The following is a 14723-nucleotide window of genomic DNA, read 5'->3' as shown; positions in this document are numbered from 1 at the left end:
AAATAGTCTTTAGTCTTTAGTCTTTAGTCTTTAGTCTTTAGACAAAATTAGTTTTTTCGTCAAATAATTAAATCGAAGATACAATAAAATCGCAGCAACGGTCAATCCGGCCAAAAGGCCAATCCAAATCCCCATGCTTCCCAAAGCCTCGGCCTTCCCTAAAAACCAGCAAATAGGAAACCCGACTACCCAGTAGGCAATGAACACGAGTATCATCGGGATTTTAACATCCTGCAACCCTCTCAATGCTCCCAACACCATCACTTGAATACTATCGCTAATCTGAAAAACTGCAGCTACCAATAATAATTTAGATGCGATTTCCATAACCTCTTTATTGTCCAAGGCATTTTCCACATCGTTATAATCCAAATACAATTTAGGCAATTGTCCATGAAAGGCAAAAAACAAAATAGCAAACCCCGAGGCCAAAATAATTCCGAAAAAAAGGATAGAAAATGCTATTCGGCGTAATTCGAAATAGTTCTTTAAACCTTTTTGATTTCCAACACGAATCATGGCGGCCACACCCAATCCCATGGCTACCATAAAAGTCATCGATGATAGGTTAAGTGCAATTTGATTGGCCGCTTGAGGGTTCTTTCCCAAAAGGCCACTTAACCAGATGGCAGCAGTAAAAATAGCCACCTCAAAAAACATCTGCATCGCACTTGGCATGCCGAGGTTGACGATTTTTTTCACCATGGATTTATCTAAAATCAAAAACTTTATGTTGGAAACATAATATTTCGATTTCTCCTTTTGCTGTAACAAAAACCAGAGATAGGCCACCATCACAAAACGTGATATCAACGTGCCATAGGCAGCACCGACAATACCCATTTGGGGCATCCCTAACTTCCCGAAAATCAAAATATAGTTCAAAATGATGTTGATGATATTGGCCAATAATGTGGCGTACATCGGATGTTTCGTCATGGAGAGCCCATCGCTAAATTGCTTTAACCCCTGAAACATAATGAGCGGAATTAAAGAAAACGCCACCAAATCTAAATAAGGAATTGCGAGGGCGACTACCTCATCCGGTTGCTTCATGAAATACATCAAAGGCTTAGCGAAAAAAACCATAAGAAACAGTAATACCCCCAACACCGTACATAAAAAAAGACCGTGCTTAAAATATGATTTTCCATTTTCGAAATGGTTTTCAGCATCAGCCTCGGCAATTAAAGGAGTAATCGCCGTTGAAAACCCTATACCTAAGGACATCGCAATGAACATGAAACTATTGCCCAAAGAAACGGCCGCCAATTCGGCTGTACCCAACTGCCCAACCATGATATTATCCATAAAACTAACAAAGGTATGCCCGAGCATACCAAGCATCACAGGGGATGCCAGTTGCCAGTTATATTTGAATTCTTTGGTATACTGTTGCAATTGCATTCGGCAAAAATAAAGTTTAAGGGTGGCTTTACCGAATTAGGTAGTGCGCATTTTTGAAATTTACACTTATTAACATATGTTAATAATTTTAGTTAAAAAGTCGCACACAAAGCCTTTGTTTTATTACCTTTGCCCTAGTAATAAACGTCTCAAAGAAACTAATAGCATAAAGGAACTACTGGCTTTCATTTTAAAAGGGATTTAAAAAATAAGAGCTCGAGTTTCGATATTTGAAAAGGGAAAATTTAAATTTTCCCTTTTTTATTTTAAAATTTAAAATGCTCCGGATTAGTTCTTGCCTCCTCAAATTCGCTCAAAATATTCCGAATAATAGTTTCAACAGGTTTTATATCATGTATCATCCCTGATATTTGCCCAATCTCCAATTCGCCTTCCTCCAAATCCCCTTCAAACATGCCTTTTTTGGCACGGCCCCTTCCAAGGAGCCCCCTCAACGCTTCAACACTTGGGCTTTTTTTGTACAGTTCCTGGACATCCTGATAAAACTTATTTTTAATCAATCGCACAGGTGCGAGTTCCTTTAAAGTCAATTGGGTATGCCCTTCCTTGGCATCAACTATGGCTTTTTTAAAGGCTTCATGCGCCGAACTTTCTTCACTGGCGGCAAATCGACTTCCAATCTGAACACCATCTGCTCCTAAAACCATACAGGCCAACATGGCGCGCCCGGTTGCAATGCCTCCCGCCGCAATTAAAGGAATCTTAATCTGCTCTTTGACCATCGGGATTAACGTTAGCGTAGTCGTTTCGTCCCGACCGTTATGCCCACCGGCCTCAAAACCTTCGGCAACAATGGCATCCACGCCAGCTTCTTGGGCTTTCAGCGCAAACTTTACACTGCTTACCACATGCACTACAGTAATACCTCGTTCCTGCAACCAACCTGCCCAAGTTTTTGGATTTCCAGCGGAGGTAAAAACAATTTTAACATCTTCATCGACAATGATATCCATGATTTTTTCGATGTCAGGGTAAAGCATTGGCACATTCACTCCGAAAGGTTTGTCAGTCGCTTTTTTGCACTTTTGAATGTGCTCCTGTAACACTTCGGGATACATAGAACCAGCGCCTATTAAACCCAATATCCCAGCATTACTTGAAGCTGATGCCAAACGCCATCCACTGTTCCAAACCATACCGGCCTGAATGATTGGGTATTTAATATTGAAAAGTTCTGTTATGCGATTTGGCATTATTGCTTTATGATTTTGAAGGTTTTAGAAACGGTTTCAAACTGTACTTCAGCCAAATATATCCCTTTAGCCAGATAGGACATATCAAGTGTATTCCTATTCGAAATCAAAGCATGTGTTCTAAGGTATCTACCCGAAATATCAAATAGTCGAAGACTTCCCTCTCCCGATGAAAGTTTGATAAAAAGTTTATCGGTGACGGGATTGGGAAAGATGTTGATACTGAATTCTGCAAGAACATTTTCATCAACGGATAAAGCAGTATCCAATGCCGATTTTAAATTAGGAATGCCGTGACCCAGAAAATTATCTGGCGAATTGAATTGGGATGAAGATTCCCGAACCAATTGCATGATTTCGGCATTGGTTTTATTGGGCAAAGCTTGCCACAAACAGGCCACGCCTCCGGCTAAAATTGGTGAGCTAAACGAGGTCCCATTTGCAGTGAAAATAATATCGTTTTCTGAAATCACATAACTGGCTGCACCTTGCGCCGCAACATCCGGTTTTTGTGTAGGCTGATGGACAGTCCCCACAGAACTAAAATTGGCATAAGTCCCTGAAGCATTCACGGCGCCAACGGTAAGTACATTAGGCGAATCAGCAGGCGCAGTAATACCCCAAGTCCCAGAATTACCAGCGGAATTCACACACAGCAACCCTTTTTCAAAAGCTATGTTCGCGCCTCTAGTGATAAATGTAGTTGTCCCATTCATATCTGCTTGAGAATAATCGTATTTGGTTCCATCAAAATCTGAGTAGCCTAAAGACGTATTTACAATATCCACTCCCAAACTATCGGCACGCTCGGCCGCTTCTACCCAATAACTTTCCTCTACGGGAGTTTCACTTGTAGCATCTTCAGTAATGAATAAATAATAGGAGGCGTCAGGAGCAGTACCCACAAATTGATTTTCAACATAACCAGCCATATCGCTGAAAACCAATGTACCATGATTACTGGTTGTACCCGTGTAAACATCAACATCCCTGCCTACAAAATCGTAACTGCCCAAAAGATTGCCCGCATCCCGTAGTCTTTGGAAAGAGGCCATTGTATTGACATTGGGGTACCCCGCATCCAAAAGGGCAATAGTCATGCCCGATCCCGTGTAATCATCCAAATGCAAATCATCCCCATTAAACATTTCAATTTGATTGGCGGCATTGCCGTAATTGAAAGTGGTCAGCTCCTTCTCTAATTTCGATTTCTTTTTTATCTGGGTGAATTTACTGGTGTTCAAACTTCTGTCCGCAAACTCCACCGAATCCACAAAACTAAAGTTTTCAAGAGCTTCAATATCGGTTTGACTTCCTCTGACGTGTACGGCATTAAACCATTTGGATTTCGCCATCACGGTAATTCCTGCGGAATTTTTTAATTGTGTTATATAATTTTCGTTTACCGGAACATCGCGGGCATCTATGCTTACTCCATGGCGATTTTTTCTATCAATGGCCTTCTGAGTTAAAATGGAAATGGGGTTGGCTAACGAAGCTGTTACATTTTCTTTATCTGACAAATATACCCAAGCTTCCTCTTGAGAATTGACCGCAAACGAAGTGAAAAAAAAGAGAGTTAGATATAAGATAGTCCTCATAACAAAGCGATTTGGAATCACTAAATTACGAAATTACTCCAGAACCTATAAGTTCCTCATCAATATACCACACGGCAAACTGCCCTTCTGTTATTGCGGATTGAAATTGTTCAAATTCAATATACAAACCATTTTCAACCTTATGTAAAGTAGCTTTTTGTAAAGGTTGCCTGTATCTAATCCTGACCTGAACCTGCATCGTTTCACTTTCTTTTAAAGCCAAATCCTCCCGTATCCAATGGAGTTCATCATTACTAATAAACAATGCTTTTTTCAACAATCCAGGGTGGTTTTTGCCTTGGCCCGTGTAAATCACATTCTCCTCAACATCAGTATCAATAACGAATAACGGCTCTGGTGTGCCACCAACAGCCAATCCTTTACGTTGCCCTTTGGTGAAATAGTGGGCACCTTGATGTTTACCGACGATTTCGCCATCTTTAATGGAATACTCAATCTTCTTCGATAGATATTCCAGCTCTTCTTCTTTTGAGGCGAAGTCACTAACTTCATTTGAATAAAGTCCTTTATCTTCCGACACCTCAACTATAACTCCACACTTTGGCTTTAACTGCTGTTGCAAAAAATCGGGTAGTTTTACCTTTCCTATAAAGCATAAGCCTTGCGAATCCTTTTTTTCAGCCGTAACTAAATCCAATCTGGTAGCCAGTTCCCTAACTTCGGGTTTTGTCAATTCCCCTATTGGAAATAGTGCTTTGGATAATTGTTCTTGCGACAATTGACATAAAAAATAGGATTGGTCCTTATTATGATCCGCGCCTGATAATAACCGATATAAAGTTTTTCCATCTTTTTGAATCGTCCCTTTTCTGCAATAATGGCCTGTTGCCACGTAATCGGCTCCCAACTCCAAGGCAATATTCATAAAAACATCAAACTTGATTTCCCTATTGCACAACACATCCGGATTGGGTGTTCGCCCCCTTTCATATTCAGCAAACATATAGTCCACGATACGTTCTTTATACTGCTCGCTTAAATCAATAGTCTGAAACGGAATTCCTAATTTTTCAGCCACCAACATGGCATCATTACTGTCGTCCAACCAAGGGCACTCGTTGGAAATAGTCACAGAATCGTCGTGCCAGTTCTTCATAAAAAGGCCAATCACCTCATAACCTTGCTCCTTAAGTAAATATGCAGCAACGCTAGAATCTACACCTCCGGAAAGTCCAACAACAACGCGTTTCATTATGGATTATCAAAAATTTTAGCCCACAAAGATACACAATTTCATAGGTTTTGTTTAACTGAAAAACATCGATGAAATGCACAAAATTGACACTTTGTTTAACTTTTTGAAAATTTTATGAAACATTATTTGGATTTTTGTTTAACTTATTTATATTTTTGCTAAACAATTTAAAATTCTTATGAAAATGAATGCATTAAAAATCTTAAAAAAATTATCGTTAAGCCTCTTAGCTGTAACATTTTTAGTATCGTGTGATCTAGATGATGACAACACGGTTACTTTTACTCCAGAAACAATAGCCGAAATTGCCCAGGCAAGCCCAGGCTTAACTACTCTTGTTCAAGCATTGCAACGCGCGAATCTTGTTGGAACTTTAGATGGTTCAGGGCAATTCACTGTTTTTGCGCCCACAAATACAGCTTTCGACGCATTTTTGACAGCTAATAATTTCAACTCCATCAATGATGTTCCAGTAGATGTATTGACTCAGGTGCTATTAAATCATGTAATAGATGGTGAATTTCCATCTTCAAGTTTAAGTACATCTTACATAAAAACATTAGCTACTCAAGAAGGAACTGGTTTAAACCTAAGCATGTTTGTAGATTTATCGAGTGGTGTAACATTAAATGGGGTTTCCAATGTAGATTTAAATAATGCAAACATTGATGCCACAAATGGTATTATTCACGTTGTAGATGCCGTAATTGGATTACCAACAATTACCACATTAGCTACCGCAAATTCTAATTTCAGTACTTTAACAGGAGCCCTTACCCCTGATTTAGTAACTGTGCTTAGCAGCCCTGGAACATTGACTGTTTTGGCGCCAGATAACAATGCTTTCAGCAATTTGCCTGCCATTCCATCTGGAGATGCTTTAGTGAATACCTTACTAAACCATGTGATAGGGGATATTGTGCAAGCTTCCGATATCATTGGTACAGGTGCAGGTTATACCAACACACTAGCTACTGGTCCTAATGACGAAAATATTAGTTTGTATTACAGAGTTGTAGAGGGTGAGGTGATGTTTAACGGCATGTCCATGGTAACAGCCCCTGATGTTGTAGCAACAAATGGAATTATCCATGGCATAAGTGAAGTAATCACTATTCCAACTGTGGTAACCTTTGCTTTAGCTGATCCTAATTTCTCAACTTTGGTCTCAGCGTTAACAACGCTAACTCCTGGAACTCCTTTTGAGCAAGTATTGGCCAGAACGGAAGGTGGAAACGGTGATATGCTAAATCCTCCATTTACAGTATTTGCGCCCGTTAATGATGCTTTCGCCGCAATCACAGTGCCTGAAGAGAGCGTATTGACACAAGTGCTGTTGCATCATGTAGTCGGTGGTGCAAATGTGCAGTCTGGAGATTTAGATCCATCACAAACGGTAGCTCCAACACTGCAAGGTCAGTCTTTAACCATCAACTTGCCTGGCACAAATGGAAACATTGCTGATGTAACGGATGGTGCGGAAAACTCCGATATCGGAATAGTTGCCGTAGATGTACAAGCAGGAAATGGTGTAATCCACGTATTAAATAAGGTAGCTTTACCTAATTTAGATTAAGATATTTAGTTTAGTTTGGTTTGTTTAGTATAGGCAAGTTTTAATAAGAATTGTCTATGAAGAAGGGTCCCTTAAAGCAATTTAAGGGGCTTTTTATTTTGGCTTATACTTCCCTTCTACGGTAAAATTCTTAGTATCGCTTAACTCCCCGTTTTCATAGTAGTTCCAAATACCATGCTTTTTACCTTTTTTGTACTGCCCCTGCACTATCAGCTCTCCTTTGGGATTATAATATTTTGATGGCCCGTGTAGCTCACCATTTTCATAAATAAAGGTTTTTAGAACAATACCTTTCAATGAATAATTAATAGCCTCTCCATGGAGGACACCATCTTTGTAATGCTGTTTTTCAGCTACTTCTCCATTTTCGTAATACACAAATCGTTCGCCATGCAATTGCCCCTTGTCATTGTAATGCTCCAGTATCAATAACTTATCCGAATCCTTTTGATAGTATTTCCAAGTGCCGATATAGATTTTACCGTTCATTTGACCTTCGCTGATAACTTTTCCTTTGGAAGTAAAGAATTTCACGTCTGCGATTGAACTGTCTTCTTGAAACTCTCGGGTAGCGGATAACACCGGTTTCCCTTTGATATTTTTATAGAATTTGAAAGCGCCAATTTCCTTTCCGTGATGAAACTGGCCTTCGTAGCGCAGTACTTCAGTGCCTTCAAAATGCTTTTTCCAAATCCCGTGGCGTTTGCCGTTGACATCAAATTGATTGCTATTTTGGGCACATAATAATGTAAAACATAATGAAAAAAGAAGAATTAGAAACTTTTTCATTTCAAAAGATATTTGAAATAGTAACGAAAAGATTTAAAAGTTCTTATAGAAAATTTGATAAATAAACATAATAATTCCCCTCTAACAAGAGGAGATTAAGGGGCGTGTAAAATATCTAAAAGCTCTTTCCCATAAATCATATTGAAAAATGTGAAAAACACCTCCCTCACTCCCTCCTTAATAGGAGGGAAACTGAAACCTAAAAATCTTTTGCTGGAATTTACTTCTTTCGTTTCTGTTGTGCCTGCTTCTGTTGTTCGGCCTGCTCCATCATCTGTTTCATCCTAGCCTGAAACTTGCTTTCCTTTTTCGGCTTCTTTTTATTCTCCTGAATTTGAGCATGGATTTTATCCTCGTCCAAAATATAATTTTTAATCACCAAAATGATTCCGATACTAATTACATTGGAAATGAAGTAATACAAACTCAATCCAGAGGCATAGTTGTTAAAGAAAAACAACATCATAATTGGCGAGAAATACATCATGTACTTCATCATCTTCGCCATATCGGGCATACCCTCCTGTTGTGGTTGCGCTTGCATATTCTGTCCTGTCGTCAATTGCATGTAAAAGAAGATAGCAACCGAAGCCAAAATCGGGAACAAACTGACATGATCTCCATAAAATGGGATATTAAACGGCAAGTTCGCAACCGTATCATAAGACGACAAATCATCCGCCCAAAGAAAGCTTTTTTGCCTCAAATCAAAGGCAGAAGGAAAAAACTGGAACAGCGCATAAAACACCGGCAATTGAATCAAAGCCGGCAAACAACCTGCCAACGGACTGGCCCCTGCTTTGGTCTGCAACGCCATTGTTTCCTGCTGTGCCTTCATTTTATTGTCCTTGTACTTTTCACGGATGGCATCCAATTCCGGTTTAAGGATTTTCAATTTTGCCTGAGATAGGAACTGCTTGTACTGCACGAAAGACAACAAAATCTTTACTAAAATGGTCATCACGATAATCGCAATACCATATGGCATAAATCCACCTAAAAAGCTAAATAACGGCATGAAGACATATCGGTTGATCCAACCGAAAATACCCCAGCCCAACGGCACCAATTCGTCTAAGTTTCTATCGTAGGCATTTAATATTTTAAAATCACTTGGGCCATAATACCAATCCATGGTTTCGTTCAACTCGCCACCCTTTAATTCTAGTGGAATGGTTGAGGCAAAACTTTTGGTGTACAGCGTATCGACCGCCTCATCTTCCACCAAATCCTTGGACTTAAGATTGACCGTTTTAAATGGTGTGTCGGTCAATAGTACCGAGGAAAAGAAGTGTTGCTTATAGCCAATCCAAGTCACGTCTTCAACGGTTTCATCTGCGTCACGGGGGCCAGTATAATCGTCCTTTCCATCGTCGTAATCGTAATGGATATCGGTATATCTGTTTTCATAGGATATACTTTTCGCATGACGATAGCCTTTAAGCTTCCAATCCAAATTGATGGCATGGGAACTGTTCAACACATTGGCCAATCCTTGGGAACGAATCGAAAAATCGATCATATAATCCCCATCCTTGATATCGTAACGATACTCCAAAAATTTCGAGTCCGAAACTTTAAGCTTCATGGACACTATAGTACTGCCTTCATTTTTGGTTATGGATGGTTCAAAATATAAATCCTTGGTATTTAAAATACGGTTGTCAGTGGTTCCAAAATTGATATTGAAAAGGGCATTGTCATCCTTAATTAGATAAATAGGATCAGATTTAAAATCCACAAATTCCTTTAATTTTACTTCTGAAAGATAACCGCCTTTGTTGTTGAAGGTCAGTGCTAAAAGGTCACTCTCCACTTTGGTACTTTCATCAGTGGCATGAATGGCGGAATGCGCAAAAGCGCCTAATTTGTTTGTAAGTTCAATTTGTTGAAGCGAATCCACTGCCCCAACTTTAAAATCTTCAGCAGTGGTTTCAAATGTAGTTTCTGCTTCTTTGGCTTTTTGTTCGGCTTCAACCTGTTCCTGTTTTGCTTTTTCTTGGGCTTCCAATTCTTCAGGAGTTGGTTGGTTTTGCCAAAGCATGTACGCCAATATTCCAAAAATCAGCACAAAACCGATAATGGAATTAATATCTAATTTCTTTTCTTCCATAATTTTAAATCTCTCCTCCTTTTGAAAGTGACATTAAAGACAGGCTTAAGATTAATACCCTGAATAACCTCTCCGTCCTGCGGACACCTCTCCGTGAAAAGGAGAGGAATTAATATCGTGTGTCAAAAAACTATCCAACTTATCTTAATATGACACAATGACACTACTTTGCGTTTTTATGTTTTTCGGCTGCCTTTACAAAATCTACGAACAATGGATGCGGATTGGCGACGGTGCTTTTATACTCTGGATGGTATTGCACACCGATAAACCAAGGGTGGTCGGATAGTTCAACAATCTCCACCAAGTCTGTTTTTGGGTTTAAGCCAGTGGCCTGCATCCCTCCTTTTTCAATCTGATATCTGTAATCGCTATTGAATTCGTAACGGTGCCTGTGGCGTTCCTTAATATGTTCTGTTTTATATATTTTTTCGACTTTGCTTCCGGGCATCAATGCACAATCCCAAGCGCCTAAACGCATAGTTCCACCTTTATTTTTAATGTTTTTCTGCTCCTCCATCAAATCGATGACTGGATGCAATGTGTCTGGATCCATTTCAGTTGAATTGGCACTTTTTAGGTTAAGCACATTTCGGGCAAATTCGATAACTGCCATTTGCATGCCCAAACAGATACCTAAAAATGGAATATTGTGTTCCCTAACATATTGAACCGCAGTAATTTTACCTTCAATCCCACGCTCACCAAATCCTGGGGCTACCACAACGCCATCCAAATGAGATAGCATAACGTTCACGTTGTCATCGTTCAAATATTCGGAATGTACGGATTCGACAACCACCTTTACGTTATTGGCCGCTCCGGCATGGATAAACGACTCTAAAATGGATTTATAGGAGTCCTGTAACTCAACATATTTCCCAACGAGGCCAATGTGTACTTCGCTTTTCGGATTTTTAAAACGGTGCACAAATTTGTTCCAACTAGCAATATCCGGCTTGGTACTTTCTAAATTCAGCTTTTCCAATACCACCTTGTCCAAGCCTTCCTTCAACATCAAATTAGGCACATCATAAATGGTAGAAGCATCTATGGATTGGATCACAGATTCAACGGTAACGTTGCAGAACAATGCTAATTTTCGCTTAAGCTCCTTCGGCAGATGATGCTCGGTTCTACACACCAAAACATCCGCTTGAATCCCACTTTCCATTAGGGTTTTTACGCTATGCTGAGTGGGTTTTGTTTTTAATTCGCCGGCAGCAGAAAGGTATGGCACCAAAGTCAAATGGATTACAATACCATTGTGCTCCCCTAAATCCCAACGCAACTGACGCACGGCTTCAATGTAAGGTAGAGATTCAATATCACCCACGGTACCACCGATTTCAGTAATCACGATATCATAATCCCCAGACTTCCCTAACAGTTGCACTCTACGTTTTATTTCATCCGTAATATGTGGCACCACCTGAACCGTTTTGCCTAAAAATTTACCCTCACGCTCCTTTTGAATAACGCTTTGGTAAATGCGGCCCGTGGTTACGTTATTAGCTTGGCTGGTCGGCACATTTAAAAAGCGTTCGTAATGCCCCAAATCCAAATCGGTTTCAGCACCATCCTCGGTCACGTAGCATTCCCCATGCTCGTAAGGGTTAAGCGTACCCGGGTCCACATTGATATACGGGTCCAGCTTTTGTATGGTAACCCTGTACCCTTGTACCTGTAATAATTTGGCTAACGACGCGGCGATAATGCCTTTACCTAATGAAGATGTAACCCCCCCGGTTACGAAAATATACTTTGTGTTGGATGCCATGATGCGCTTATAAACGCAGGCAAATTTACAAAATTAAAACAGTTAATAAAGAAAACCTTTTTAAACATTTGGCGGGAGGTTATTAACAGTATGCAAAGCCGAAATTATTTACGCTTGAATTGGTTTTGTAGAATTTTTTTGCAACTTCGTTCAAAGGAAAATTAACTTCTCAAGTGTCAAGCGTGTTTCAAAAGTAAATTAACCCCTTGTCAATTTAAAGTGGTTCACTTAATAAAAAGAAAAAGTATATTGTAGAAAAAATGAAAAATATATTTGTTATTTTAATTTTACTCTCAACCATAAATTTGTATTCTCAACAGAACATTTTCGGTGTTCCTCAAAATAGTGCTACAACTCAAAGTAAAATGGATTTGGCAAGTAAAAATATTAATCAGGCCTATGTAGCATACTTTGAAGGAAACATAGAAAAAGCAAAATATTTTGTTGACCAATCTCAGAAACATGGCTTTAAAAGTGGTGACTTTTATTTTCTTCTTGGGGCTTATATGTATAAGACAGATGAACTCAAAGCCGCCAAAAGATATTGGAAAATTTCCCATAAAGAAGGCGGATGTTGGGAATGCAAACAATACCTAGAAAAATTAAAAAATAACGAACCAATAGATAGTCTAATTTTAGAAAAAGTAAGACTTTATGTTTCTGGTTTGAAAAAGTAAAAAATGATACTTGCTAGGCTCAAAAAATAGGCTCACCGCATTATTCTTCAAAGTACTAGTAAATTTACTTTTAAGTCTATCAAACGTACTCTTTATAAGGCAACCCGTTATATGACGGATTATTAAATATTGACCTAAAAAAAACCCAATCACACTTTCCCCTACAACCCAAACTGTTTGTCATTCCGCACTTGATGCGGAATCCAATTAGTATGCATTAATGAGATCCTGAATCAAGTTCAGGATGACAGTTAGTGATTAATTTTTTTCCATTGTCATCGGAAGAAATAGAAGCTAGAATTCATAACATTTGCAATTGGAGGTATTAAAAATTTCAATTACCTTGAATCCCACAACTATGAGCCCGAATAAAGCATAGCTTCAACCTTGCATTTTCGCTAACCAACCTAAACAAAAATGTCAAAAAAAGACGAAAACAATACGTTAAGCTTCCTTCATGTTTTTGGGAGAATCGTGAAACTTGTTCCTCAATTACCACGATTCGTAAAAAATATCAAAAAGGCCAAAAGCATCACCCCAGAAAGTCTTCAATCCATTGGCAAGATTATCGAATATAACGCCGAAAACCATGGAAGTACCATCGCACTTCAATTTGAAGACCAAACCTATACCTATAAGCATTTCAATGAAATCTCCAATAGATATGCCAATTACCTTCAAGAATTAGGCGTTAAAAACAACGAAACGATTATTGTCATCTTAGAAAACAGGCCTGAATTGTTGTTCTTAATTACGGCTTGTGCTAAAATCGGCGCCATCATTTCGCTGATCAACCCGAACCAAAAAGGAGAGGTACTTATCCATTCTATCGAGCTTGCGACATCGACCCACTTTTTTATTGGGGAGGAATTGATTTCGAATTTCGAAGATGTGAAATCGTCGCTTTCTCAGGCTTCAAACCACAAGTATTATTGGATTAGCGATACCGGTTTGAATGATTGCCCAACAGGTTACGTGAATCTAAAACAGACTTTGGTTAATGCTAATTCAAATAATCCATCAAACACACAAAACATAAAAGCAGGCCAGGTGTATGCCTATGTATTTACCTCAGGTACTACGGGTTTGCCCAAGGCGTCAAGACAAACACATAAAAAATGGCTATCGGCCTACTATTGGTTTGGCAAGGTAAACATGAACCTTAACCCCAATGATGTTATGTACGTGCCACTGCCTTTTTACCACACCAATGCACTAATAGTTGGTTGGTCAATAGCACTTTCGGGACCTTGCGCTATGGTAATGCGAAGAAAATTTTCAGTCACTCATTTTTGGAAGGATGTCAGCAAGTATAACGTTAGTGCCTTTATCTACATTGGAGAATTGTGTCGCTATCTTCTGAATGCCCCGGAATCGGATTTGGATAGTGCGCACTGCATTAAAAAAATAATTGGAAATGGATTGAGGCCGGATATTTGGCATCAATTTAAAAAACGATTCAGTATTGATGGTGTTTATGAACTGTATGGGGCGGCGGATGGTAACGTTGGGTTTACTAATACCCTGAATTTGGATTGCACGGTAGGATGGTCGCCACAAAAGTTCAAAATTGTAAAATACGATGTGGAAAATGACAGCACGATTAAAGACCACGACGGATTCCTCATTCCGGTAAAGAAAGGTGAAACCGGACTATTGATTTCTGAAATAAGCGAAACCTTTGTCTTTGACGGCTACGTGAATAAAACGAAAAATGAAGGTAAAATTCTTAGGAACGTATTTAAACCGGGCGACCAATGGTTTAACAGTGGCGACCTGCTTCAGGACATTGGATACAGGCATGCCAGGTTTGTGGATAGAATTGGGGACACCTTCCGATGGAAAGGTGAAAATGTAGCCACAGCGGAAGTTGAAGGTGTGCTTTGCAACTTGGAATGTGTGGAGATGAGCGCTGTTTATGGCGTGCAAATTCCAAACAACGACGGAAGGGCGGGGATGGCAACTATTTTAAAAGATCAGAATGAACCATTTGATTTAGAAGCAATAGCCGATTACCTGTTGAAAAAGTTGCCGAGATATGCCGTCCCGATATTTATTAGGGTGAAAGACGAAATGGATTTTACCCATACCCACAAAATAAAAAAATCGGATTTAAAGAAAGAAGGCTTTAATTGTGATGACGAAGTTTATGTGATGCTGCCAAAAAGCAATTCTTATGTAGGTTTGGATGACAATCTTTTAAATATAATTAACAACGGGGCTTATATTTTTTGATCCCATCAATCTCCGAAATCCTATCTTTTTGTCATTCCCCACAGACACTGAACGTAGTCGAAGTGTGACGTGGCACCTGCCAAGAATGTGTTATTGAGATCCTGAATCAAGTTCA

10 protein-coding genes are annotated in these 14723 nt (G+C 39.3%); 3 read left to right on the top strand and 7 right to left on the bottom strand.

All coding sequences use genetic code 11. The features are described 5' to 3' along the window. Nucleotides 1-30 precede the first annotated feature (30 nt). The 4 genes from ACFSR8_RS11220 to mnmA form a co-directional block, all read right to left on the bottom strand. Complete coding sequence (locus tag ACFSR8_RS11220) at nt 31-1407, bottom strand: MATE family efflux transporter (protein ID WP_380292050.1); 1377 nt, start codon at nt 1405-1407, stop codon at nt 31-33. Nucleotides 1408-1673: 266 nt separating this feature from the next. Further along, entirely contained in the window at nt 1674-2621 is a 948-nt protein-coding gene (locus ACFSR8_RS11215) for an NAD(P)H-dependent flavin oxidoreductase (RefSeq protein ID WP_380292048.1), read from the bottom strand. After that, nucleotides 2621-4222, bottom strand: a complete 1602-nt coding sequence (locus ACFSR8_RS11210; protein WP_380292046.1) for a S8 family serine peptidase — start codon at nt 4220-4222, stop codon at nt 2621-2623. Before ACFSR8_RS11210 ends, ACFSR8_RS11215 begins: the two co-directional genes overlap by 1 nt. 25 nt (nt 4223-4247) lie before the next feature. Beyond that, nucleotides 4248-5435 (bottom strand): tRNA 2-thiouridine(34) synthase MnmA, encoded by a 1188-nt coding sequence (gene mnmA / locus ACFSR8_RS11205; protein WP_380292044.1) that lies wholly within the window; start codon nt 5433-5435, stop codon nt 4248-4250. A gap of 187 nt (nt 5436-5622) precedes the next feature. Between mnmA and ACFSR8_RS11200 the strand changes: the two genes are divergently transcribed. Continuing rightward, a complete protein-coding gene (locus tag ACFSR8_RS11200; protein ID WP_380292042.1) occupies nt 5623-7014 on the top strand; it encodes a fasciclin domain-containing protein in 1392 nt (463 codons plus the stop codon). Nucleotides 7015-7107: 93 nt separating this feature from the next. Here the strand turns inward: ACFSR8_RS11200 and ACFSR8_RS11195 are convergent, their stop codons facing one another. The 3 genes from ACFSR8_RS11195 to ACFSR8_RS11185 all read right to left on the bottom strand — a co-directional run bounded on the left by ACFSR8_RS11195 (nt 7108) and on the right by ACFSR8_RS11185 (nt 11696). Continuing rightward, nucleotides 7108-7803: a toxin-antitoxin system YwqK family antitoxin gene (locus ACFSR8_RS11195; protein WP_380292040.1), complete on the bottom strand. Its 696-nt coding sequence runs from the start codon at nt 7801-7803 to the stop codon at nt 7108-7110. 220 nt (nt 7804-8023) lie between these two features. Next, a complete protein-coding gene (gene yidC, locus ACFSR8_RS11190; RefSeq protein WP_380292039.1) occupies nt 8024-9916 on the bottom strand; it encodes a membrane protein insertase YidC in 1893 nt (630 codons plus the stop codon). A 163-nt stretch (nt 9917-10079) separates the two neighbouring features. Continuing rightward, nucleotides 10080-11696, bottom strand: a complete 1617-nt coding sequence (locus ACFSR8_RS11185; RefSeq protein WP_380292037.1) for a CTP synthase — start codon at nt 11694-11696, stop codon at nt 10080-10082. Between the two features lie 260 nt (nt 11697-11956). On the opposite strand from ACFSR8_RS11185, the gene ACFSR8_RS11180 reads away from it, so the two are divergent. Together ACFSR8_RS11180 and ACFSR8_RS11175 are read left to right on the top strand one after the other, a co-directional pair. Continuing rightward, nucleotides 11957-12373, top strand: coding sequence for a hypothetical protein (locus tag ACFSR8_RS11180; protein ID WP_380292035.1), 417 nt, complete (start codon nt 11957-11959; stop codon nt 12371-12373). A 417-nt stretch (nt 12374-12790) separates the two neighbouring features. Further along, nucleotides 12791-14608 carry a long-chain-acyl-CoA synthetase gene (locus ACFSR8_RS11175; protein WP_380292033.1) on the top strand — a complete coding sequence of 606 codons (1818 nt, stop codon included), beginning with the start codon at nt 12791-12793 and terminating at the stop codon, nt 14606-14608. Nucleotides 14609-14723: the final 115 nt, after the last annotated feature.

Source organism: Hyunsoonleella rubra, assembly GCF_042684665.1.
Lineage (GTDB): Bacteria > Bacteroidota > Bacteroidia > Flavobacteriales > Flavobacteriaceae > Jejuia > Jejuia rubra.
This window is presented reverse-complemented; position numbering and strand designations above follow the sequence as displayed.

Coding starts and splice junctions, on each gene's coding strand:
- ACFSR8_RS11220 (WP_380292050.1), bottom strand. CDS start 1,407: ATGCAATTGCAACAGTATACCAAAGAATTCAAATATAACTGGCAACTG.
- ACFSR8_RS11215 (WP_380292048.1), bottom strand. CDS start 2,621: ATGCCAAATCGCATAACAGAACTTTTCAATATTAAATACCCAATCATT.
- ACFSR8_RS11210 (WP_380292046.1), bottom strand. CDS start 4,222: ATGAGGACTATCTTATATCTAACTCTCTTTTTTTTCACTTCGTTTGCG.
- mnmA (WP_380292044.1), bottom strand. CDS start 5,435: ATGAAACGCGTTGTTGTTGGACTTTCCGGAGGTGTAGATTCTAGCGTT.
- ACFSR8_RS11200 (WP_380292042.1), top strand. CDS start 5,623: ATGAATGCATTAAAAATCTTAAAAAAATTATCGTTAAGCCTCTTAGCT.
- ACFSR8_RS11195 (WP_380292040.1), bottom strand. CDS start 7,803: ATGAAAAAGTTTCTAATTCTTCTTTTTTCATTATGTTTTACATTATTA.
- yidC (WP_380292039.1), bottom strand. CDS start 9,916: ATGGAAGAAAAGAAATTAGATATTAATTCCATTATCGGTTTTGTGCTG.
- ACFSR8_RS11185 (WP_380292037.1), bottom strand. CDS start 11,696: ATGGCATCCAACACAAAGTATATTTTCGTAACCGGGGGGGTTACATCT.
- ACFSR8_RS11180 (WP_380292035.1), top strand. CDS start 11,957: ATGAAAAATATATTTGTTATTTTAATTTTACTCTCAACCATAAATTTG.
- ACFSR8_RS11175 (WP_380292033.1), top strand. CDS start 12,791: ATGTCAAAAAAAGACGAAAACAATACGTTAAGCTTCCTTCATGTTTTT.